The 23,260-nt window shown below is 54.9% G+C and carries 21 protein-coding genes; 16 read left to right on the top strand and 5 right to left on the bottom strand.

Annotated elements, in window-relative coordinates; translation table 11 throughout:
* Positions 1-102 precede the first annotated feature (102 nt).
* From DD586_RS05575 to arsC, 4 genes are all read left to right on the top strand, one after another.
* Positions 103-672, top strand: a complete 570-nt coding sequence (locus DD586_RS05575) for a glycine cleavage system transcriptional repressor (RefSeq protein ID WP_012883839.1) — start codon at positions 103-105, stop codon at positions 670-672.
* A gap of 2 nt (positions 673-674) precedes the next feature.
* Complete coding sequence (gene bcp, locus DD586_RS05570; RefSeq protein WP_012883838.1) at positions 675-1,142, top strand: thioredoxin-dependent thiol peroxidase; 468 nt, start codon at positions 675-677, stop codon at positions 1,140-1,142.
* 191 nt (positions 1,143-1,333) lie between these two features.
* Positions 1,334-2,797 (top strand): beta-barrel assembly-enhancing protease, encoded by a 1,464-nt coding sequence (gene bepA, locus DD586_RS05565; protein WP_012883837.1) that lies wholly within the window; start codon positions 1,334-1,336, stop codon positions 2,795-2,797.
* 14 nt (positions 2,798-2,811) lie between these two features.
* Positions 2,812-3,168, top strand: coding sequence for an arsenate reductase (glutaredoxin) (arsC, locus tag DD586_RS05560; RefSeq protein ID WP_012883836.1), 357 nt, complete (start codon positions 2,812-2,814; stop codon positions 3,166-3,168).
* A gap of 9 nt (positions 3,169-3,177) precedes the next feature.
* On the opposite strand, the gene hda is transcribed toward arsC, so the two are convergent.
* The 3 genes from hda to upp form a co-directional block, all read right to left on the bottom strand.
* Positions 3,178-3,885 carry a DnaA inactivator Hda gene (gene hda / locus DD586_RS05555; RefSeq protein WP_012883835.1) on the bottom strand — a complete coding sequence of 236 codons (708 nt, stop codon included), beginning with the start codon at positions 3,883-3,885 and terminating at the stop codon, positions 3,178-3,180.
* 115 nt (positions 3,886-4,000) lie between these two features.
* A complete protein-coding gene (gene uraA / locus DD586_RS05550; protein ID WP_012883834.1) occupies positions 4,001-5,314 on the bottom strand; it encodes a uracil permease in 1,314 nt (437 codons plus the stop codon).
* A gap of 186 nt (positions 5,315-5,500) precedes the next feature.
* Positions 5,501-6,127, bottom strand: coding sequence for a uracil phosphoribosyltransferase (upp, locus tag DD586_RS05545; protein WP_012883833.1), 627 nt, complete (start codon positions 6,125-6,127; stop codon positions 5,501-5,503).
* 271 nt (positions 6,128-6,398) lie between these two features.
* Between upp and purM the strand changes: the two genes are divergently transcribed.
* From purM to speG, 11 genes are all read left to right on the top strand, one after another.
* Positions 6,399-7,436 carry a phosphoribosylformylglycinamidine cyclo-ligase gene (gene purM, locus DD586_RS05540; protein WP_012883832.1) on the top strand — a complete coding sequence of 346 codons (1,038 nt, stop codon included), beginning with the start codon at positions 6,399-6,401 and terminating at the stop codon, positions 7,434-7,436.
* Complete coding sequence (gene purN / locus DD586_RS05535; protein ID WP_012883831.1) at positions 7,436-8,074, top strand: phosphoribosylglycinamide formyltransferase; 639 nt, start codon at positions 7,436-7,438, stop codon at positions 8,072-8,074. Before purM ends, purN begins: the two co-directional genes overlap by 1 nt.
* Before the next feature lie 279 nt (positions 8,075-8,353).
* Complete coding sequence (gene galS / locus DD586_RS05530; RefSeq protein WP_012883830.1) at positions 8,354-9,352, top strand: HTH-type transcriptional regulator GalS; 999 nt, start codon at positions 8,354-8,356, stop codon at positions 9,350-9,352.
* A 413-nt stretch (positions 9,353-9,765) separates the two neighbouring features.
* On the top strand, positions 9,766-10,761 hold the full coding sequence (mglB, locus tag DD586_RS05520; RefSeq protein ID WP_012883829.1) for a galactose/glucose ABC transporter substrate-binding protein MglB: 996 nt from the start codon (positions 9,766-9,768) through the stop codon (positions 10,759-10,761).
* Positions 10,762-10,882: 121 nt separating this feature from the next.
* Positions 10,883-12,403, top strand: a complete 1,521-nt coding sequence (gene mglA / locus DD586_RS05515; RefSeq protein WP_012883828.1) for a galactose/methyl galactoside ABC transporter ATP-binding protein MglA — start codon at positions 10,883-10,885, stop codon at positions 12,401-12,403.
* Between the two features lie 19 nt (positions 12,404-12,422).
* A complete protein-coding gene (gene mglC, locus DD586_RS05510) occupies positions 12,423-13,433 on the top strand; it encodes a galactose/methyl galactoside ABC transporter permease MglC (RefSeq protein WP_012883827.1) in 1,011 nt (336 codons plus the stop codon).
* Positions 13,434-13,687: 254 nt separating this feature from the next.
* Positions 13,688-14,509 (top strand): ABC transporter substrate-binding protein, encoded by an 822-nt coding sequence (locus DD586_RS05505; RefSeq protein WP_012883826.1) that lies wholly within the window; start codon positions 13,688-13,690, stop codon positions 14,507-14,509.
* A complete protein-coding gene (locus DD586_RS05500) occupies positions 14,509-15,354 on the top strand; it encodes an amino acid ABC transporter permease (RefSeq protein ID WP_012883825.1) in 846 nt (281 codons plus the stop codon). The genes DD586_RS05505 and DD586_RS05500 overlap by 1 nt, the downstream gene beginning before the upstream one ends.
* Before the next feature lie 175 nt (positions 15,355-15,529).
* Positions 15,530-16,639: an ABC transporter substrate-binding protein gene (locus DD586_RS05495; RefSeq protein WP_012883824.1), complete on the top strand. Its 1,110-nt coding sequence runs from the start codon at positions 15,530-15,532 to the stop codon at positions 16,637-16,639.
* Entirely contained in the window at positions 16,632-18,797 is a 2,166-nt protein-coding gene (locus DD586_RS05490; protein WP_012883823.1) for a TonB-dependent siderophore receptor, read from the top strand. Before DD586_RS05495 ends, DD586_RS05490 begins: the two co-directional genes overlap by 8 nt.
* A gap of 129 nt (positions 18,798-18,926) precedes the next feature.
* Positions 18,927-19,493 (top strand): spermidine N1-acetyltransferase, encoded by a 567-nt coding sequence (gene speG, locus DD586_RS05485; protein ID WP_012883822.1) that lies wholly within the window; start codon positions 18,927-18,929, stop codon positions 19,491-19,493.
* Positions 19,494-19,525: 32 nt separating this feature from the next.
* On the opposite strand, the gene ybbP is transcribed toward speG, so the two are convergent.
* Positions 19,526-21,958, bottom strand: a complete 2,433-nt coding sequence (ybbP, locus tag DD586_RS05480; RefSeq protein WP_012883821.1) for a putative ABC transporter permease subunit YbbP — start codon at positions 21,956-21,958, stop codon at positions 19,526-19,528.
* Positions 21,955-22,641, bottom strand: coding sequence for a putative ABC transporter ATP-binding protein YbbA (ybbA, locus tag DD586_RS05475; protein ID WP_012883820.1), 687 nt, complete (start codon positions 22,639-22,641; stop codon positions 21,955-21,957). The genes ybbP and ybbA overlap by 4 nt, the downstream gene beginning before the upstream one ends.
* On the opposite strand from ybbA, the gene tesA reads away from it, so the two are divergent.
* Positions 22,609-23,250: a multifunctional acyl-CoA thioesterase I/protease I/lysophospholipase L1 gene (gene tesA, locus DD586_RS05470; protein WP_157668884.1), complete on the top strand. Its 642-nt coding sequence runs from the start codon at positions 22,609-22,611 to the stop codon at positions 23,248-23,250. The genes ybbA and tesA overlap by 33 nt on opposite strands.
* Positions 23,251-23,260: the final 10 nt, after the last annotated feature.

The raw sequence follows: 23,260 nt of genomic DNA, 5'->3' as shown, positions 1-23,260 counted from the left end.
CTATGCAAAAGCAAGCAGACAACCGTGGTTGTCTGCGCTTGGCAGGTGGTTTTTTTTATGTTTACCATGTTACTCCCAACATTTTGTACAGGAAGCACTATTTTGCCGCGCCCACAAGAACACTATCTGGTCATTACCGCGTTGGGGACGGATCGTCCCGGTATCGTTAATACGATTACCCGCCACGTCAGTAGCTGTGGTTGCAACATCGAAGATAGCCGACTTGCGATGCTGGGCACCGAGTTCACGTTTATCATGTTGCTTTCTGGCAGTTGGAACGCGATTACGCTTATCGAATCCACCCTGCCGCTCAAAGGTGTCGAACTGGATTTGCTGATTGTGATGAAACGTACAGAATCGCAGTCCCGCCCGCCGATGCCTGCCACCGTGTGGGTCAAAGTGGATGTTGCTGACTCCCCACACATCATTGAACGCTTTACTGATCTGTTTGATTCTCATCAAATGAACATCGCCGAGCTGGTGTCCAAAACCCGCCCTGCCGATGGCGATACGCCGCCGCAACTGTATATCCAGATTACGGCGCACAGCCCGGCTGCGTTAGCCGGTTCAATTATTGAGCCAGCCTTTCATCAGCTATGTACAGAACTGCACGCGCAAGGCAGTATTAGCGTCGTGAACTATCCACAGCACGAAGAGAAAGATGGAGAGTAGTGATGACCACACTGAAAGCCGGTGATACCGCACCGAAATTTAGCTTGCCCGACCAGGATGGCGAACAAGTTAATTTGGCCGACTTCCAGGGACAACGGGTGTTGGTGTATTTCTATCCCAAGGCCATGACGCCAGGTTGCACCGTGCAAGCCTGTGGGCTTCGCGATAACATGGACGAGCTGAAGACATTCGGCGTTGAGGTTCTGGGTATCAGCACCGATAAGCCGGAGAAATTGTCCCGCTTTACGGAAAAAGAGCTGCTGAACTTTACCTTGCTGGCTGATGAAGACCATCAGGTAGCAGAGCAGTTCGGCGTCTGGGGTGAAAAGACCTTTATGGGTAAAACCTATGATGGCATTCACCGGGTCAGTTTTCTGATCAACGCTGAAGGCAACATCGAAAAAGTATTCGATGACTTCAAGACCAGTAATCACCACGATATCGTACTGAATTACTTAAAAGGTGCCTGAACCTTTTCCTTTTCTTGATTATTCTGCTCCTGATTATTGCCGACGCGGTATTCGGTGCGTCGGCAAACCACAGACCACCACGCATTTCCCATTTTTTACACCGCCTTTTTCCCTATTCATGTTTCATTGTGTGCCACTGCTGGCTAAGATGATGACCATTCTTTCAGGTTGTTCGAAAGGTTGTCTTCGTTATGTCCTATCGGTTCAAACAGACGGTCATCGCCATACTGGCAGGCGCGTTACTGAGCGCAAGCCCGCTGATGGTCACAGCCACGACACAGGACACGTTGCCGGATATCGGCACCACCGCGGGCGGAACGCTCAGTATTAATCAGGAACTGGTGATGGGGGATTTTTACCTGCGCCAGCTGCGTGCCGGTGCACCGCTGATTAACGACCCGCTATTGCTGCAGTACATCAATCAGTTGGGCGGGCGGCTGGTTAAGTCGGCCGATTCCGTGCGTACGCCGTTTCACTTCTTTCTGGTCAACAACGACGAAATCAACGCCTTCGCCTTCTTCGGCGGCAATGTCGTGCTGCACTCCGGGTTATTCCGCTATGTGGAAAGTGAAAGTGAGCTGGCCTCGGTACTGGCGCACGAAATCTCCCACGTAACCCAGCGTCATTTGGCCCGCGCCATGGAAGCCCAGAAAGCCAGCGCCCCGCTCGCCTGGGCTGGCGCGTTTGGTTCACTGCTACTGGCGATGGCAAACCCACAGGCCGGGTTCGCCGCACTCAGCGGCACGCTAGCGGGGGCACAGCAAAGCGTCATCAGCTTTACCCAGGCGAATGAACAGGAAGCGGACCGCATCGGGATTCAGGTATTGCAACGAGCCGGGTTTGACCCACAGGCGATGCCCAATTTCCTGCAACGATTGGCGGACCTCTCACGCTACGCCACTAAACCGCCAGAAATGTTGCTGACTCACCCATTGCCGGAAAGCCGACTGTCAGACGCCCGCAACCGCGCCAATCAGATGAAATCCACGCCGGTGCACTCCTCGCAGGATTTTCTGTTCGCCAAGGCGCGCGTGTTGGGAATGTACGTCTCGCAAGATAACCCGTATGGCGCCGCCCTGTTGGATAACTGGGCCAAAGGCAACGCCCGCGAGCAGCAGGCCGCTCAATACGGTCGTGCTATTCGGGCTTACCAAGCCAAGAAATACGATGAAGCACGCACGGCACTGCAACCCTTGCTAGATAAATCGCCGTCAAGCCCTTGGTTTCTTGATCTCATGACCGATATCGACATCGGCCAGCAGCGCGCGGATCAAGCCGTTGCCCGTTTGCAGAAAGTGCCGGATGCGCAGGACAATCCAGTACTGCAGATCAATCTGGCTAACGCGATGGTAGAAAGCCATAAATCCGCCGACGCTATCCGTATCTTGCGTAAATACACGTATGCCCATCCGGACGATCCAAATGGCTGGGACTTACTGGCGCAGGCGTCTGCAGCACAGAATATGCGCGGTGAAGAGCTGGCATCCCGGGCGGAAAGCCTGGCACTTAACGGCAAACTGGATCAGGCGATTCGTTTGCTGAGTAACGCCAGCTCGCAAAGCAAGCTCGGCAGCCTCGATCAGGCACGCTACGACGCCCGCATCGACCAGTTACGTGCTATGCAGCAACGTTTCCGCCCTTATGAAAAATCCTGAAAAAGGTAAATGGAATGAGTAAATCAGTGACCATCTATCATAACCCCCGCTGCTCCAAGAGCCGAGAAACACTGACGCTGCTCCAGCAACAAGGCATCGAACCGGAGGTGGTGTTGTATCTGGATACGCCACCGGATGCCGCGACCCTCACCAGGCTGATTAAACAACTGGGATTTAACAGTGCGCGCGAACTGATGCGTCGAAAAGAGGAGTTGTACCGCGAGTTGAATCTGGCTGACGACACACTGACAGAGGCTCAACTGATTGAGGCAATGGTCACCCACCCGAAATTGATTGAACGCCCAATCGTGATTGCCAACGGCCACGCTAAACTGGGTCGCCCACCAGAGCAGGTATTGGATATCCTGTGACAGACGGCGTTACAGCCCGAGGATCTCTTTGACGAAAGGGATCGTCAGTTTACGTTGGGCAGTGATGGACGCGTGATCGAGCTGGTCTAGCGTCATAAATAGCGTGCGCATTTCCCGGTCCAGCCGTTTTAGCAGAAAACGGCTGACGTCTTCCGGCAGTTCAAAACCACGCAACCGAGCCCGCAATTGTAACGCTTCGCCTTTTTCTTCATCCGACAATGGCTGCAACCGATAGATTTGCCCCCAGTCGAGACGCGAAGCCAGATCCGCCAGTTGCAGATTGATCTGACGCGGCGGTCGATCGCCGGTAATCAGCAGACGGGTACGCCCGCCTTCCTGAATGCGGTTGTACAAATTAAACAGCGCCATTTCCCACGCTTCATCACCGGCGATCGCTTCAATATTGTCGATACAGACCAGCGCCAGTTGCTCCATCCCGTCCAGTACCTCTGGAACGAAATAGGCACGCTTATCCAGCGGCACATAGCCGACCGCACGACCAAGACGGGACAATTCAGCACAGGCTGCATGCAACAGGTGACTACGACCACCGCCTTCACGTGACCAGAAATAGATGTAACTGCCATGTTCCTGTTCTAACGTCGTATGGATAGCAGCCAGCAGAGACGTGTTTTCTCCCGGGTAGAAACTGGCAAAGGTTTCGTCATCGGGTAAATAGAGTGGCAATGATAACTGTGCCGGTGTGTTCAGAAGCACCTCAAACCAAACAGGCAGGAAAACGAATCAAGTTTAGCATAGAAACCTTTTGCGATTGAACCGGCATCCCGCCGGTTCAACGCACCGCCCGTCGCAACATCGACGGGCCGGAGAATTAATGTGCAGAAGATGAGTGAGCAGACGTTTTGTCGCTCGCGTCGTCACTCACATCAATCACCTCTTCTTCTTTACGGAACAGGCTGATAACGCGGAACACGAGGCTCAGGAACACCCCCACCACCGTGGCCAGCGCCATCCCTTTGAGCTCGACCGCGCCCAGGTGGATCTTCGCACCGCTAACGCCGATGATCAGGATGACCGAGGTCAGAATCAGATTCTGCGCCTTGTTGTAATCCACTTTGGATTCGATCAGCACGCGAATACCGGATGCACCGATAACACCGTACAGCAGCAGCGACACACCGCCCATTACCGGAACCGGCACGGCCTGAATTGCCGCTGCCAGCTTGCCGACGCAAGAGAGCAGAATCGCAATGATCGCCGCTCCGCCAATAACCCAGGTACTGTACACTTTCGTGATCGCCAGTACGCCGATATTCTCACCGTAAGTCGTATTCGGTGTGGAACCAAAAAAGCCGGATAGCATGGTCGAAATACCGTTAGCAAACAGCGACCGGTGCAGACCTGGGTCACGCATCAGATCTTTTTTCACGATATTGGCGGTGACCACCAGATGGCCCACATGTTCGGCGACTACCACCAGCGCGGCTGGCAGTACCGTCAGCATCGCCACCCACTCAAAACGCGGTGTATAAAAGGTGGGTAAAGCGAACCAGTGCGCCTGAGCGATCGGCGTTAAATCCACCATGCCCATCACGAAAGCAAGCGCATAACCCACCAGTACGCCAATCAGGATAGGGATAATCGCCAGAAAACCGCGAAACAAGACGGAACCCAGCACGGTTACCGCCAGTGTTACCAGCGAAACGGTGACGGTCTTGGTGTCCATTTCAGTACCGGTAGCCGGCAGCAAGCCCGCCATGTTGGCCGCCACACCCGCCAGTTCCAGCCCGATCACCGCAACAATCGCCCCCATTGCCGCTGGCGGGAAAATCACGTTCAGCCAGCCGGTTCCGACTTTTTTCACCAGTAACGCCACCAGACAAAACAGTGCGCCGCACAGAATAAAGCCGCCCAGCGCCACTTCATATCCCTGCGGCAATAGCAGAAAGACCGGAGAGAGAAACGCAAAACTAGAGCCCAGATACGCCGGGATTTTACCTTTACAGATAAACAGATAAAGCAATGTACCGATACCGTTGAACAGCAGTACGGTCGCCGGGTTAATCTTGAACAGAATGGGCACCAGTACGGTGGCTCCGAACATCGCAAACAGATGCTGGAAACTCAGCGGTATCGTTTGCAAAAGCGGGGGGCGTTCACTGACGCCGATGGCGCGACGAGTCATCGTGTTTTCCTCTGTGTCTCAGACTGAAAAATACCGGGAACCCCGGCAGAAAGTTCAGCGTCGACCACTTTCCATCGACGCTGAAAAAATGTCGCCATCCGTGGAATGCGCAGGGCCAGCCATTAGGTTAGGTCAGAAACGGCGGCTTATACGCAAAAAAAAGCCGACTCTACAGTCGGCTGGATATCATTTCGTACCAAACAGCTTGTCGCCCGCATCGCCCAGGCCCGGCATAATGTAACCGTGTTCGTTGAGGCCCTTGTCGATAGAGGCGGTGTACAGCTCCACATCCGGATGCGCTTTCTCCAGCGCGGCAATACCTTCAGGCGCGGCAACCAGTACCAGCACCTTGATGCTGCGGCAACCCGCTTTCTTCAGCAGGTCGACAGTGGCAATCATCGAGCCGCCAGTCGCCAGCATCGGGTCAACGACCAGCGCCATGCGTTCGTCGATGTTAGAAGCCAGTTTCTGGAAATAAGGGACCGGCTCCAGAGTTTGTTCGTCACGGTACATCCCTACCACGCTGATACGCGCACTCGGTACGTTTTCCAGCACCCCTTCCATCATGCCAAGGCCAGCACGCAGGATCGGTACGACGGTAATTTTTTTACCCTTGATTTGGTCAACTTCAACCGGGCCGCACCAGCCTTCGATGGTCACTTTTTCCGTCGCCAGATCGGCGGTGGCTTCATAGGTCAGTAAACTACCGACTTCAGACGCCAGTTCGCGAAAACGCTTGGTACTGATATCGTGCTCGCGCATCAGACCCAGTTTATGCTTAACGAGCGGGTGTTTTACCTCGACGATTTTCATTACTTTTTACTCCCCATCGGCAGTGGACGGCCAAAAAAATCGCGGGATTATACCGCTTTTTCAAATGTACGCCATAGATTCCAGTCTGATCCAAATCAAGCGAAAACGGAAATTATCGCTATCCATCCCCCAGACCGCCGATAACGGCCTCCATCGTCTCCTGACGAAAGCGTCACACAGCGAAGACACCGCTCGCAAACGTTTGCTTACGCTGTTAGAATTAGCGCGCTCCATTTTTTAAACCAATCGTAACCTCCGTGGGGACTCCGCAGTGACCGATAAAACCTCTCTCAGCTATAAAGACGCAGGCGTGGATATTGATGCTGGCAATGCATTGGTAGACCGTATCAAAGGTGTAGTGAAACAGACCCGTCGCCCGGAAGTCATGGGTGGATTGGGCGGTTTCGGTGCCCTGTGCGCCTTACCGCAAAAATACCGCGAACCGGTACTGGTTTCCGGTACCGATGGGGTTGGCACCAAGCTGCGTCTGGCGATGGACCTGCAGCGTCACGATACGATTGGTATCGACCTAGTGGCAATGTGCGTCAACGACCTGGTGGTACAAGGTGCCGAGCCGCTGTTTTTCCTGGATTATTACGCCACCGGCAAGCTGGATGTGGACACCGCCGCTCGCGTTATCACCGGTATCGCCGAAGGCTGCAAACAGTCTGGCTGTGCACTGGTGGGTGGCGAAACGGCTGAAATGCCCGGCATGTACCACGGTGATGATTACGACGTGGCCGGTTTCTGCGTCGGCGTGGTTGAAAAAGCCGAGATTATTGACGGCAGTAAAGTACGCGAAGGCGACGCACTGGTCGCACTGGCTTCCAGCGGCCCGCACTCCAACGGTTACTCGCTGATCCGTAAAATCCTCGAAGTGAGTGGCGCTAATCCGGAACAGATTCAACTGGATGGCAAACCACTGGCTGACCATCTGCTGGCCCCGACTAAAATTTACGTGAAATCCGTCCTGTCACTGATTGAAAACGTAGACGTACACGCCATTTCTCACCTCACCGGCGGTGGTTTCTGGGAAAATATTCCGCGCGTACTGCCGGAAGGTATGCAGGCGACGATTGAAGAATCCAGCTGGCAGTGGCCGTCTGTGTTCCAGTGGTTGCAGCAAAACGGCAACGTTAGCCGCCACGAAATGTACCGCACCTTTAACTGTGGCGTGGGCATGATCATCGCGCTGCCAGCCGAACAAGCGGACAATGCTATCGCTCACCTTACCAGCAACGGTGAAACCGCCTGGAAAATCGGTGTTATTACCCGTACCGATGGCGGAGAAACCGTGGTCATCCAGTGATGAAAAACATCGTTGTCCTGATTTCAGGTCAGGGAAGCAATCTGCAGGCGTTAATTGACGCCTGTCAGCATGGTCACCTTCCCGGGCGAATTAGTGCGGTATTGAGCAATAACCCTGATGCTTTCGGTCTCAAGCGGGCTCGTGACGCTGGTATCGCTACCCACGCGTTACTGCCGGGCGATTACGCCAGTCGTGCCGATTTCGATGCCGCTCTGGCAATCGAAATCGAGAAATATCAGCCTGATGTCGTGGTATTGGCCGGATATATGCGGATCCTCAGCGCCGAATTTGTTACCCGTTTTCTGGGGAAGATGCTGAATATCCACCCATCGCTATTACCTAAATATCCTGGCCTGCATACCCACCGCAAGGCGCTGGAAAACGGCGACAGCGAGCACGGTACTTCGGTGCATTTTGTCACCGAAGAGTTGGACGGTGGCCCGGTTATTCTGCAAGCCAGAGTGCCCATTTTTCCCGGCGATACCGAGCAGGATATTCAAGAGCGGGTGCAAACGCAGGAACACAGCATCTACCCGCTGGTTGTCGGCTGGTTCCTGGCTGGACGTCTGGCGCTGCGCGATAATCACGCCTGGCTTGACGGCGAAGTGATTCCCGAAAGCGGCTACGCCGCTGAATAAAGCGTCCTCTTTAGCTTCCACTCTGCTTTACGCCCCGGCATCACCGGGGCGTTATCCCCGTGTCCGTTCCTCATCCTTCCTTCATCAAGATTGTCGCATCTGGCCGCGATCTTTTTCCCGGATAATGACCCTCGTCACAAAGGTTACAGAATTGTATGTAACCGCTTTCATCACTGTGACATGACTCACGTAGTCTATCCATAACGCCTGACAGAATAGCCCCCAACAGGTTGAATGCCAGAGGCGCCCTTGTGAACTTTTTCTTCTGTGGTGAGTTGCATGATTACCATCCGTGATGTCGCACGTCAGGCGGGCGTTTCCATCGCTACCGTTTCCCGTGTGCTCAATAACAACAGCGCGGTCACCCAACAGACACGCGATCTGGTGCTGCAGACCGTCGAACAATTGGGCTACCGGCCGAATGCTAACGCGCAGGCACTGGCATCACAGGTCAGTGACACCATCGGCGTGGTGGTCATGGACGTATCGGACCCGTTCTTCGGCGCGATGGTCAAAGCCGTTGATACCGTGGCGCAGCGCCTGCAAAAGCATGTGCTGATCAACAATTCCTATCACCAGGAAGAAAAGGAACGGCATGCCATCGAAGTCCTGATCCGCCAGCGTTGTAACGCGCTGATCGTACATGCCAAAGCCTTATCCGATGAGGAGCTGGCAGGATTCATGGATCAGGTCCCCGGCATGGTGCTGATCAACCGGGTGCTGCCGAACTACGCGCACCGCTGCGTCTGCCTCGATAACGTCAGCGGTGCCATGATGGCGACCCGCATGTTGTTACAACAAGGGCATCAACGCATTGGTTATCTGCGATCCAGTCACCCGATAGAAGACGTAACGGAACGTCTGACTGGCTGGCGACAAGCGTTACAGGAACATGGCATCGAGCCGCCTGATGAGTGGATTGCCGCCGGCGAGCCTGACCTGCAGGGGGGAGAAGCGGCGATGGTGGAACTGCTGGGACGCAACCAGCAGTTAACAGCCGTCTTCGCTTATAACGACGGTATGGCCGCGGGTGCCTTAATGGCGTTGAAAGATAATGGCATTTCGGTACCGGAACGGTTCTCTGTGGTCGGCTTCGATGATATCCCCATCTCCCGTTACACCGACCCACGCCTGACCACTATCCGCTACCCTATTGTTTCTATGGCGAAAATCGCCACAGAACTGGCGCTAAAAGGCGCGGCCGGGTTGCTGGACCCAACGGCCAGACACTGTTTCATGCCGACGCTGGTACGGCGGCACTCGGTGGCGGCCCGTTAAAATGTGGAAGCGGTCACTAATTCATTCAAATCATCCATGTAACCGCTTTCAATTTGTGAGTAAATTCACAGTTAATTAACATTGCGCTCTCTATGATGGTGGCGTACTGCGTAGGCCGGACGCCTTGTAACACGGTCGCCCAGTCAGTTGAATTGTTAGCGGCCGCCACGGCGAAAACGTTCACAATATCAGTTTCAGGACGCTGTTTATATTCAGGATGCATTATCAGGTCGCGCAGCCAACCGGCGAACGCCGCCTGAAACAGGGAAGTCAGGCTTTAAGCGGGCCATGCCTGCAAACTCCATCAGACTGGCGTTACCCGCCACTGATGACGACTAACTGACTGCCGTACTACGTCTACCTTGCGTTGTGCGGCCGGACTGAGAACTACCCTGCATAAACCCGGAGATATCATGAATAAGAAGGTTTTCACTCTCACCGCCCTGGTTGCCAGCATGATGTTCGGAGCCTCCGCCCATGCCGCGGATACCCGTATCGGCGTCACCATCTACAAATACGACGATAACTTCATGTCGATGGTGCGCAAAGATATTGAAAAAGAAGCCAAAGCCCTGGGTGGCGTCGAACTGCTGATGAATGACTCGCAGAACGACCAATCCAAACAAAACGATCAGGTCGATGTCCTGCTGGCCAAAGGCGTGAAAGCACTGGCTATCAACCTGGTTGACCCAGCTGCTGCCGCCATTGTGGTACAGAAAGCGAAAGCGGCCGATGTACCGGTGGTGTTCTTCAACAAAGAACCGAACGCTAAAGTACTGGCCAGCTATGACAAAGCCTACTACGTCGGTACCGATTCCAAAGAATCCGGGATCATTCAGGGTCAGTTGATCGCCAAACACTGGAAAGCCAACCCATCATGGGATCTGAACAAAGACGGCGTTATCCAGTACGCACTGCTCAAAGGCGAACCGGGTCACCCGGATGCTGAAGCACGTACCAAATACGTGATTGACACCCTGACCAAAGACGGCCTGAAAGTCCAGCAGTTGCAGATGGATACCGCCATGTGGGATACCGCCATGGCGAAAGACAAAGTTGACGCCTGGATGTCTGGCCCTAACGCCGACAAGATCGAAGTGCTGATTGCCAACAACGACGCTATGGCAATGGGTGCGGTCGAAGCGCTGAAAGCGCATAACAAGAGCAGCGTTCCGGTATTTGGCGTTGACGCGCTGCCAGAAGCTCTGTCGCTGATCAAATCCGGCGCACTGGCCGGTACCGTGCTGAATGATGCCGACAACCAGGCCAAAGCCACAATTGACCTGGCGAAGAACCTGGCGCTGGGCAAACCGGCAGCAGAAGGCACCAACTTCAAAATTGAAAACAAGGTCGTTCGCGTACCTTACGTGCCGGTTGATAAAGACAACCTGGCGCAGTTCACGAAGTAATCTCGTCGGGGCGCGGCAACCGCTGCGCCCTTCACTGTTTGAACGACCGGTTTTTTCAGCCAGACAGTCATGTTCGGTCTGGCAACGTTTCAGCCAGGTAATTATTTCGACCAGGTAAAATATGACCAGTGATACTCAAACCACTCAGCGCGAATTCCTGCTGGAAATGACCAATATCAGTAAGTCGTTTCCCGGTGTAAAGGCATTGGATAATGTCAACCTGAAGGTGCGCCCCCACTCTATCCATGCCCTGATGGGAGAAAACGGCGCAGGCAAATCGACTCTACTGAAATGTCTGTTCGGCATTTATCAGAAAGATACCGGCAGCATTCAATTCCAGGGGCAGGAAATCGATTTCAAAAGCGCGAAAGAAGCGCTGGAGAATGGTGTATCCATGGTGCACCAGGAGTTGAACCTGGTTCTGCAACGCTCGGTCATGGATAACATGTGGCTCGGCCGTTATCCCAAAAAAGGGTTGTTCGTCGATCAGGAAAAAATGTATCGCGACACCAAAGCCATTTTCGATGAACTGGATATCGATATCGATCCGCGCGACAAGGTGGCCTCGCTGTCCGTGTCACAGATGCAGATGATCGAAATCGCCAAAGCATTCTCCTACAATGCCAAAATCGTCATCATGGACGAGCCCACCTCTTCACTGACGGAAAAAGAGGTGAACCATCTGTTCACCATCATCCGTAAGCTGAAAGACCGGGGCTGCGGCATTGTTTATATCTCCCACAAAATGGAAGAAATCTTCCAGTTGTGCGATGAAATCACCGTACTGCGTGACGGTCAGTGGGTCGCAACTCAGCCGCTGGAAGGCCTGAATATGGACCAGATCATCGCCATGATGGTGGGCCGCTCCCTCAACCAGCGCTTCCCGGATAAAACCAACACCCCAGGTGACGTGATGCTGGAAGTTCGCGGTTTGACCTCAATGCGTCAGCCGTCTATCCGCGATGTGTCGTTTGACCTGCGCCAGGGCGAAATTCTGGGGATTGCAGGACTGGTCGGCGCCAAACGTACCGATATCGTCGAAACCCTGTTCGGTATCCGTGAAAAACTCAGCGGCACCATCAAACTGCACGGTAAAGAGCTCAACAACCATAACGCTAACGAAGCGATTAATAACGGTTTCGCGTTGGTCACCGAAGAGCGCCGCTCTACCGGTATCTACGCCTATCTGGATGTCGGCTTCAACTCGCTGATTTCCAATATTCACAAATACAAGAACAGCCTCGGCCTGCTGGACAACAAACGCATGAAAAGCGATGTGCAGTGGGTGATTGATTCCATGCGGGTAAAAACCCCAGGCCACCACACCGCTATCGGCTCGCTGTCCGGCGGTAACCAGCAGAAGGTCATCATCGGACGCTGGCTGCTGACTCAGCCGGAAATACTGATGCTCGATGAACCGACCCGCGGCATTGACGTGGGCGCGAAATTCGAAATTTATCAGCTGATTTCAGAGCTGGCGAAAAAAGGCAAAGGGATCATCATCATTTCGTCTGAAATGCCAGAGCTGTTGGGCATCACCGACCGTATTCTGGTGATGAGTAATGGCCTCGTCGCAGGCATTGTCGAAACCAAGAACACCACGCAGAACGAAATTCTCCGTTTAGCGTCGTTACACCTTTAATGATGCAAGGGCTGTTACCATGAAAGCTACAACTAAAAAAAGTGCGCTCACCTGGCTGAAAGACAGTGGCATTTACGCCGTACTGCTGGTACTGCTGGTGATTATTATTATCCAGGACCCGACCTTCCTCAGTCTCACCAACCTGAGTAACATTCTTACCCAGTCCTCGGTGCGCGTCATCATCGCGCTTGGCGTAGCCGGGCTTATCGTCACGCAAGGTACCGACCTGTCGGCCGGTCGCCAGGTCGGCCTCGCCGCGGTGGTTGCCGCCACGCTGTTACAGGCGATGGACAACACCAACAAGGTGTTCCCACACCTGGAAACCATGCCGATCCCGCTGGTTATTCTGATCGTTTGTGCTATCGGTGCAGTGATTGGTCTGGTCAACGGTCTTATCATCGCCTACCTGAAAGTGACGCCGTTCATCACCACATTGGGTACGATGATCATCGTTTACGGTATCAACTCACTGTACTACGACATCGTGGGTGCTTCCCCGATCGCCGGCTTTGACGACCGTTTCTCCACCTTCACGCAGGGCTTTGTGCGCCTCGGTGATTTCAAACTGTCCTACATCACGTTCTATGCAGCGATTGCGTCAGTGTTCGTGTGGATTCTGTGGAACAAAACCCGTTTTGGTAAAAACATCTTCGCTATCGGCGGTAACCCGGAAGCCGCCAAAGTGTCTGGTGTGAACGTGTCGCTGAACCTGATTTGGGTGTATATGCTGTCCGGCGTGTTCTATGCCTTCGGCGGTATGCTGGAAGCAGGTCGTATCGGTAGTGCCACTAACAACCTGGGCTTTATGTACGAACTTGACGCCATCGCGGCGTGCGTGGTCGGCGGCGTGTCTTTTGCCGGTGGTGTGGGTACGGTTGCCGGTGTCGTGACCGGGGTTATCATCTTCACCCTCATCAACTACGGTCTGACTTACATCGGCGTCAGCCCTTACTGGCAGTACATTATCAAAGGCGGCATCATCATTTTTGCTGTTGCCCTCGACTCCCTGAAGTACGCTCGCAAAAAATAACGCGAACCGTGCCTCACGCTGTCAAACCTGCCACTTCGGTGGCAGGTTTTTTTTTGTCTATAGCCCCCCAGCCAGGCTGACGATAAGATACCACCAATCAACGATGCTTATGCCCGGCTTTCCAACTGCCCGACAAAGACCTTATTTTGCACTCGCCCGCTGCTGCTATAAAATAGCGCCTTTGTGATTTCCACACGGCATGCGGCCACTCGCCCCGCGTTAATCGTTGTGATGCTCGCTTATAGGGAAAATAGATGAAAAAACTCCTCACTCTGATGGCTCTCGCGCTGAGTACCTGTTTGGCGCTTAGCACCGCGCAGGCCGGTAGCACGCTGGACCGGGTTAAACAAACCGGTGTTGTCCGTAATGTGTTGTTCAATGACTACCCACCATTCAGTTATCTGAATGATAACAATCAGTTGGTCGGTTTTGATGTCGATGTTGCCAACGCTGTCGCGCAGAAACTGGGGGCAAAGCTGGAACTGGCAACGCCAGGCTGGGAAACCATCGTCGGTGGTAAATGGCAAGGCCGCTGGGATATGTGCATCTGCTCGATGACACCAAACGCCGAACGCGCCAAAGTGCTGGATTTCGCTACCCCCTACTACAGCACCTTCGCCGTGCTGATCGTCCATAAAGATGAGAAAAACATCCACTCGGCTGCTGACCTGAGCAACAAGAAAGTCGGGCTAGGGTTGGGTTCCAGCTATGAGAATTACCTCAACAAAAGTCTGGTGATCCCGGGCGGCAAGCCGATTGCCTTCCCGTTTGACCATGTTCAAGCGGTCCCCACCGATGAAGAGATGGCATTCCGTAATCTGGCGTTGGGCCCAGGTAAACGTCTGGATGCGGTCATTTCCGATCGCATCACCGCTAAACCACGCCTCGAAAAGCTGCCGCAACTGCGCATTCTGCAGGAACTGTATGCCGAACCAAACTGGATTGCCGTTGATAAAGGCGACCCGGAATGGAGCAAAACACTGGCCGACACCATCACCGCACTGCGTGCCGACGGTACCCTCAAAGCCATCTCCATGAAGTGGTTTGGTGAAGACATCACCGGGGTCACCCCGTAATGTCGCGTTCACCCGCTAAAACCCCATCCAACATGCCACCGGCGCCTGAACGCGCCGGATTAGGTTTTCGTTTGCGTGCGGGGCTGACCTGGCTGGTATTGCTCAGCCTGCTGTTGTGGCTGTTTTCGTTTATGGATTTGGATACCGGCCTTATCCGTCAGAAACTGCCTGCCATGCTCGGGATGCACCTGTCGCCGGACGGCTTCATCCAGGGGGCGGTGCTGAGCGTCGTCATCACCCTCATATCCATGCTGTTCTGTATCCTGCTGGCGGTTATCGCCGCAGCAGGCAGGCTCTCTTCCAGCGCCATCGCATTTGGCTGCGCCACGTTTTACGTTTCGCTGTTTCGCGGCACGCCGCTGCTGGTGCAGGTACTGATAATCTACCTCGCCCTGCCCCAGGTTGGTATTGTGATGAGCGCTTTCACCTCCGGTATTATTGCGCTATCGCTCAACTACGGCGCTTATCTGGCGGAAACCATTCGCAGTGGCGTCCTCTCGGTTCCCCGAGGTCAGAAAGAAGCGGCGATGGCCCTGGGGTTGTCGCGCTGGGTCATTACCACCCACGTGGTGGCACCGCAGGCGCTACGCATCATTATTCCTCCAGCCGGTTCTCAGTTCATTTCAATGATCAAAGACTCGTCGCTGGTGTCGCTGATGGGCTTGTGGGAACTGAATTTTCTGGCGCAGTCTTACGGGCGCAGCACCTACCACTACATGGAAATGCTCACCACCGCCGCCGTAATTTACTGGTTGCTATCTATCGGGCTGGAATTGCTCCAGGGCCGACTGGAACGACGCTTCGGTCGTGGTTACGAGCATCACGACGATAAGACCCCCTCTTGATCCTCCGTTAGTGCGCTCGCCGTACCACAACGGCATTAACAATTATCCGCATCACCCGCGATAGCCCTGTGAAACATCAGGGCTTTTCTTTTTTTACTTTCCTTTTTCGTCTTTTTGTTGCAAATAAAAATAATTCTTATTATTTTTTCACGCCTAATTTTTACGAGAAAAGCACATGCGTATCATTTTTCTCCTTCTGGTCATACTTAGCCTTTCCCCTCTGGTACAGGCCAAAACCGTCACCGATATCGCCGGTCGTCAGGTCATCGTTCCAGATAACCCGCAACGTATCGTGCTGGGTGAAAGTCGCATGTTGTATACACTGGCCTTGCTGGAACCGGGTAACCCGGCGCAGCGCATCGTGGGATGGCCGGGCGACCTGGCACGTTACGATTCCCAAAGCTGGGGGCGCTATCTGGCTACATTCCCCGACATCGGGCGTATTCCACAGTTGGGTAATGGCAATCTCAACAGCGTCAACGCAGAGATGCTATTGCCACTGAAGCCAGACTTGGTGATCCTGCCGCGGCTGGCCAAAGGGGCCGACAACGAACAGAGCATCCAACAGGCGTTAACGCAGGCGGGCATTCCTTACATTTATGTCGACCTGCGCATTGACCTGCTGAAAAACACCGTCCCCAGCCTGCGCCTGTTGGGTGAGGTACTGAACCAGCCGTCTCGCGCCGATGCCTTTATCGCGTTCTATCAGCAGCATATGGATGCCATCAGAACACGGCTCGTACAGTATCAGGGGCGCAAAACCACGGTGATGTTGCATTTGCACCTTGGACGCCGGGATACCTGTTGTACCACTGCCGTCAACGGCAATCTCGGCGAATTGCTGGCCTTTGCTGGCGGCGATAACGTCGCGGCAGGCAAAGTCAAAGGGGTGTACGGCGAGCTGAGCCCGGAACAGGTCTTAGCCGCTCAACCTGATGTCTATATTGCCACCGGCATGGCCGGGCCTGACGGCAAACGCTTTTCTGACCTGATGCTCGGCCCGGACGTCACGCCCCGTCAGGCAAGCGACAGTTTACGCACGCTACTGCTGCAAGAGCCTCTGCTCTCACACCTCAGCGCCGTCGGCAACGGCCGGGCCTGGAGTATGTGGCACAACTTTTATCTCAGCCCTTATCACGTGGTGATGGTGGAAATGTTCGCCAAAGCCCTCTACCCGACGCTGTTTAGCGACATCGATCCACAGCGCACCTTACAACAACTCTATCAACAATTTTTACCGATTGATTTTTCAGGGACCTATTGGAGTCAGTTAACACATGAATAACCGCCACTGGCAAAAAAGCTGGCCGCTGCTGGCTTTGCTGCCACTCAGCCTTCAGGCCACCGCCGCATCAACCGATAGCACTACCCCGTCAGACACCAAAAAGCAGGAAGATACCCTGGTAGTGAACGCTAGCACGCCTGCAACCCGCACGGGGGAAACCGGCTATCAACCGCACAACGCCGTGACCGGTACCCGTACCGACAGCCGCCTGCTGGATATACCGCAGGCCGTTAACGTGGTGCCGCAGCAGGTACTGGAGGATCAGGCGGTCAGAAATCTTGACGATGCGCTGTACAACGTCAGCGGCATCACTCAGGCCAACACGCTGGGCGGAACACAGGACGCCGTGATGAAGCGCGGTTTCGGTGATAACCGTGACGGTTCCATCCTGCGTGACGGCGTACGTTCTATTCAGGCGCGCAACGTCACCCCGACCACCGAGCGAGTAGAAGTCCTCAAAGGGCCAGCATCCATGCTGTACGGCTGGGGCGACCCTGGCGGCATGATCAACATCATCAGCAAAAAACCAGAGCTGGTGCAGAAAACCCATATCGAAGGCTGGAACAGCAGCTTTAATGGCGGCGGTGGTCAGTTTGACATCACCGGCCCGCTCAGCACCTCTGGTCTGGCTTATCGCCTGATTGTCGATCACGATGAAACCGATTACTGGCGTAATTTCGGACGCAATCGTCAGACAACCGTAGCCCCCTCACTGATGTGGTATGGCGAAAATACCACCGTGCTGGTTGCTTATGAGCACATGGAATATCTGACACCGTTTGATCGCGGGACCGTCATCGATAGCCGTACCGGCAAACCCGTTGCCACACCGCGCGAACGACGGTTTGATGAAACCTATAACGCCACCCGCGGCGATCAGGACACCCTGACGTTCCAGATGGAAAATACGCTGAATGAGCGCTGGAAAAGCAAACTGAATTACGCCTATAGCCGCAATACCTATAACGACAATCAGGCGCGTGCCATGTCGCTTAATCCGACAACCGGGTTTCTGACACGCCGGGCCGATGCGACGCAGGATGCGCACAGTCAGTCACAGAATGTGCAACTGACGTTGAATGGCGACATCGACTGGGGCAGCATCAACCACCAGTTGTTATTCGGTTTCGATCATGAAGCTGACCGTACCCATCGCGGCAATATGATTCGTGGCAAAAACAACAGCAGTTTCAATATCTATAACCCGGTATATGGCCGCTTCCCGGCATCCAACTCGGTTATTGCGGCTGAGAGCGACCAGAAAGAAGACGTGGATAGCACTGGCGTTTTCATGCAGGACGCCATACGACTGGATGAACACTGGATGCTGTTAGGCGGCGTGCGCTATGATCGCTTTGATGTCATGTCAGGCAAAGGACGCCCCTTCGTGACCAATACCGACAGGTCGGACAGCCGACTGGTGCCACGTGCAGGCGTCGTGTACAACCTCACGTCTTACGCCTCGTTGTACACCAGTTATAGCGAATCCTTTAAGCCTAACTCGGCCGTCAACAAAGCAATAGGGGCGACGATGGAGCCGGAAGTCGGACGCTCCTACGAAGTCGGTGCCAAATTGGATTTGCCCAATCGTATTACCGCCAATCTGGCGTTATTCGATATTCAAAAACGCAACGTGATGGTGGATGAACAACAGACCATTAACGGCATCAGCGAAACCGTTACCCGCACCGCCGGTAAAGTGCGTTCGCAAGGGGTAGAAGTGGATGTGGCCGGTAAGTTAACCGACAGCCTGAGCCTGATCGGTGCCTACGCCTTTACCGATGCACGCGTCACTTCCGACCCGACGAATCAGGGCAATGAACTGGCCAACGTGGCGCGCCATACCGCGTCACTGTTCCTGACCAACGACTTCGGTAATCTGGGCCTTCACGCGGGTGATGATCTGCGCGCAGGCGTCGGCGCTCGCTACGTGGGCCGTCGACCCGGCGATGCCGCCAACAGCTTCTTCCTTGACGACTACACCGTGGCGGATGCCTTTATCGCCTATAGCGTGCCGCTCAACGGTTACAAGGTGAAATGGCAACTGAACATCAAAAACCTGTTCGACAAAACCTACTATCCCTCCAGCGGCAGTAGTCAATACGTAGCGATTGGCGACCCGCGTGAAGTGGTGTTGCGCGCCAGCGTCGACTTCTAATTATTACCGCAACGCATCACTGCGTGCCGTCTCCCGGCGGCACGCAGTGATGCACTTTCGGCATCGGCTGATTGACCACACGCGGCAAGCTGGTTAACGTCACCCCATCGTCCATCATCAGGAGAAGTTATGCCGGAGATCCATGAAGTTGTGCGCCTGCGCCCACTGGAGCGTGACGACCTCACCTTTGTTCATCAAATGGATAATAACGCCAGCGTCATGCGCTACTGGTTTGAAGAGCCTTACGAGGCATTTGTCGAACTGAGCGACTTGTACGACAAACACATCCACGACCAGAGCGAACGTCGTTTTATTATTGAGCACGATGCCACTAAAGTCGGTCTGGTGGAACTGGTGGAGATCAACCACATCCACCGTCGCGCCGAATTTCAGATAATCATCGACCCGACCCATCAGGGGCAAGGCTATGCCAGCGCCGCTGCCCGACTGGCAATGGATTACGGCTTTTCAATTCTCAACCTCTACAAGCTGTACCTGATCGTAGACAAAGAGAACCAGAAAGCCATCCACATCTACACCAAGCTAGGCTTTGAAGTGGAAGGCGAGTTGATTCATGAGTTCTTCATCAACGGCGAATACCGCAACGCCATCCGTATGTGCATCTTCCAACATCAGTACCTGATGAAATACAAAAATCCCAGCAGTAAAAACGGTGAAGACACAATAACGCACTGACCGCGTGACGCTAAAAAACGCCTGAGTTAGCCTCAGGCGTGATAACGTCGAAACAATGCCTTACCGCGCAACAAGCGCAGCCCCAGCCAGCTGCCGTACAGCGACAACAACAATGCCGCCACGACCGGCAATCCGACCCACAGCCACAGGTTCGGCTGCCACGGGAAATCAAACACCTTACGTTGCAACAACCACAATGCCGCTTCTGCCCCCAGCGCCGCCGCCACACCGGCAGATAGCCCCAGCACCGCAAACTCCCACCACAAGGTGGCGCGTAATAAACGCTGCCCGGCCCCCAGCGTGCGATAGACAATCAACTCCTGACGCCGCTGGCGCATCCCCACCTGAATCTGTGCCAGCAATAACAGCGCGCCGCAGAACAGCACCAGCACCACCATCACTTCCAGCGCCAGCCCGACCTGCTGCAACACCGCACCAAGCTGCTGTAGAATCGCCCCGACATCCAACACCGTCAGCGTGGGAAACTGTCGATTCAACTGGGTGATCAAAGTATCGTCGCCATCATAACGAAAGCTGGTCAACCACGACTGCGGCTGACTATCCAGCGATCCGGGTGGGAAGATAAAGAAAAAGTTCGGCCGCAGGCTTTCCCAATCCACCTGCCGCAGGCTGCTGATGGTGGCCTGAAACGGCTGGGTATCGCCGGTAAACGTCAGCGTATCGCCTATTTTCACCCCCAGACGTTGCGCCACGCCTTGTTCCACCGACACTTCACCCGCTTTGGGCGGCCACTGCCCTGCCACCAGCGGATTATGCCCCGGCAACTGCGCCAGCCAGGTCAGGTTCAATTCCCGGTTGACGGTTTCCCCACCGGGGTCATCTTCGTGTACCATATCGGTCGCCCTCAGCCCATTGATTTCCGTCAGACGAGCGCGGATGATCGGGTAGAACGTTTGCGGTTTCACCTGATGCTGCACCAGAAAATCCCTGACTTGCGGCACCTGATCTGCGTTGATATTCAACACAAAATAGTTAGGGCTGCCTGGTGGTAACTGCTGTTGCCAGCGCTCCAGCAAATCACCACGCAGCAGCAGCAAGAGTGACAGCAGCATAAAAGACAACGAAAATGCTGCCAATTGACCCAGCGTGACCCACGGTTGACGCAATAAGCGATTGATAGCCAAACGCAATGATAGCCTTTTCAGCGTCAGGCGGCGCAACACGAGCAAGCTGCCCCAGCCAATGCCGCCCAGCAGCAGCGATAACGCTAGCATTCCTCCCAGCAGCGACCACAACAACGCGCCGCCGCCAGACAACACCACCAGTAAACCGATAACCACCACTGCCACGGCGGGCAGGTAATAGCGCAACGGCCACACATTCGCCACCACATCCTGACGTAATACCCGCAACGGCAAGGTCGCCAGCAACTGCCGGTAAGGGCGAATCCCCACCAGCAATGAGATCAGCACCAGCGTTCCCAGCGCCCAGCCCCACGGCCATACCCCAGCAGCGGGTAATTCGCCCGGCAACACCGGCGCCAGCACCCGTATCAGCAGCGCCTCAAAACCCATTCCCAGCAGGCTGCCGCACAATGCCGATAACATCAGTACCGACACCCACTGTCCGATAATCAGCCGACGCAACGCCTGACGCCCCGCCCCCAGCGTTTTCAGTACCGCCACCAGATCGTAACGGCTACGGCAATAATGCCCCATCGCCACCGCGACCGCCGCGACCGAGAGCAATAGCGTCAGCAGCGCCGACAACAGCAGGAACTGCTGGGAGCGTTGCAACGATTTACCCACGGCACCCTGCGAATCCGCCATACCATACCAACGTTGATCCGGCTTCAACTGTGGCGTGATAACGTCGCTAAAGCGGGTGATTTGTGACGGTGTCCCGGCAAACATATAGCGCCAGGTAATGCGCCCACCGGGCTGAATCGCACCCGTTTTTTCCACATCCGCCAGATTCATTAATATCCGTGGTGCGGTCTCGAACGGATTAAACCCCGCGTCCGGTTCTTGCAGTAGTTCACCGGCGATGGTCAAGGTGGTATCGCCGACATCCAACTTATCGCCCACCTTTATCCCTAGTAACGCGAGCAGACGCGGGGCGACCAGCGCCGAGCCCGGCGACACCCTAAGTCCAGCGGGTTGTGTCTTCAGCTCGCCATACAGTGGATACTGCGTATCGGTGGCTTTGACCTGTGCCAGTTGCGCGTTGTCCCCCGCATAGGTCATGGTCATGAACGATACTTGTCGACTCTGCGTCAGTCCTACTTGCTGCGCCTGCTGTAACCACTGTTCATCTACCGGGCGTGATGCCCGCAGCACGCGATCACCCGCCAGAAAATCCCGACTTTGCAGACTCAGCCCTTTCTCCATCCGATCGCTGATAGACCCCAGCGCCAGCACGCAAGCCACCGACAGCGTCAGTGCAAGCCAGACAATCAGCAACGACGGCGATCGCCACTCTCGCCAAAACCAACGCCAAATCATGCATCCTCCCACAATTTTCCGTCACGCAACCGCAGGCAACGCTCACAACGCGCCGCCAGTTGTTCATCATGCGTCACCAAGATCAGCGTGGTAGCAAAGTCGCGATTGAGAGAAAACAGCAGATTAGCGATACGATCGCCCGTTTGACGGTCGAGGTTACCGGTCGGTTCATCGGCAAACAGCAACCGTGGGCGGCCGCTGAACGCACGTGCCAGCGCGACGCGCTGCTGTTCACCGCCGGAAAGCTGCGCGGGCAGGTGGTGTAATCGCGCTCCCAACCCAAGCTGCTGTAAAAGCTGCTCGGCCTGTTGACGGCTGTTGCGATCACTTTCGCCACGCAGTAGCGCCGGTAACTGCACGTTCTCCAGCGCGGTCAGGGTCGGCACCAGCATAAAAGACTGAAACACAAACCCCACATTCTGCGCCCGCAGTGCGGCACGGCCTTCTTCATCCAGGCTATCGAGCCGCTGACCAAGCAGCGACACCTGCCCGCTGCTGCCGTCATCCAGTCCGGCCAGAATCCCCAACAGGGTCGATTTCCCCGAACCGGACTCGCCCACCAGCGCAATGGTCTGAGCAGGTTTGACAACCAGCTCAACTCCGGTGAGGATGGAGAGCTGATGTTCCCCCTGACCAACGTGCTTACTAAGATGATGAACTTCAAGAATGTTTTCTGCAGGCATGTCGTTATCCTTCTATTTTGGGGCCTGTTCAGTCTGCGCGCCTTCGCGACAGATACGCTATTGGTGCTGGGCGACAGCCTGAGCGCAGGCTATCGCATGGCGGCGAACCAGGCCTGGCCTGCATTACTGGATGCGACCTGGCAGTCGCGCTCCCCTGCCGTCACGGTCCGGGTGGTGAACGCCAGCATCAGCGGCGACACCGCCGCTCAGGGGCTGGCACGCCTGCCGGTGTTGCTACAACAGCATCAGCCGCGCTGGGTATTGATTGAACTGGGCGGCAATGACGGTCTGCGTGGGTTTCCCCCCCAAGACCTGGAGCGGGAACTCGCCAGCGTGATTACTCAAGTCAAAGCGGCCAACGCCCAACCGTTGCTGATGCAAATCCGCTTGCCAGCCAACTATGGACGGCGCTATACGGAATCGTTCAGCGCGGTTTATCCGCGGCTTGCCACGACGTTGGGTGTTCCTCTGTTGCCGTTTTTCATGGAACAGGTTTATCTCAAACCAGAATGGATGCAGGATGATGGCATCCATCCTAACCGTGACGCTCAGCCGTTTATCGCACAATGGATGGCGACACAGCTTGACCCCATTATTCACCAACACTGAGTCTAGTAAA

Source organism: Dickeya parazeae Ech586 (assembly GCF_000025065.1).
GTDB lineage: Bacteria > Pseudomonadota > Gammaproteobacteria > Enterobacterales > Enterobacteriaceae > Dickeya > Dickeya zeae.
This window is presented reverse-complemented; position numbering and strand designations above follow the sequence as displayed.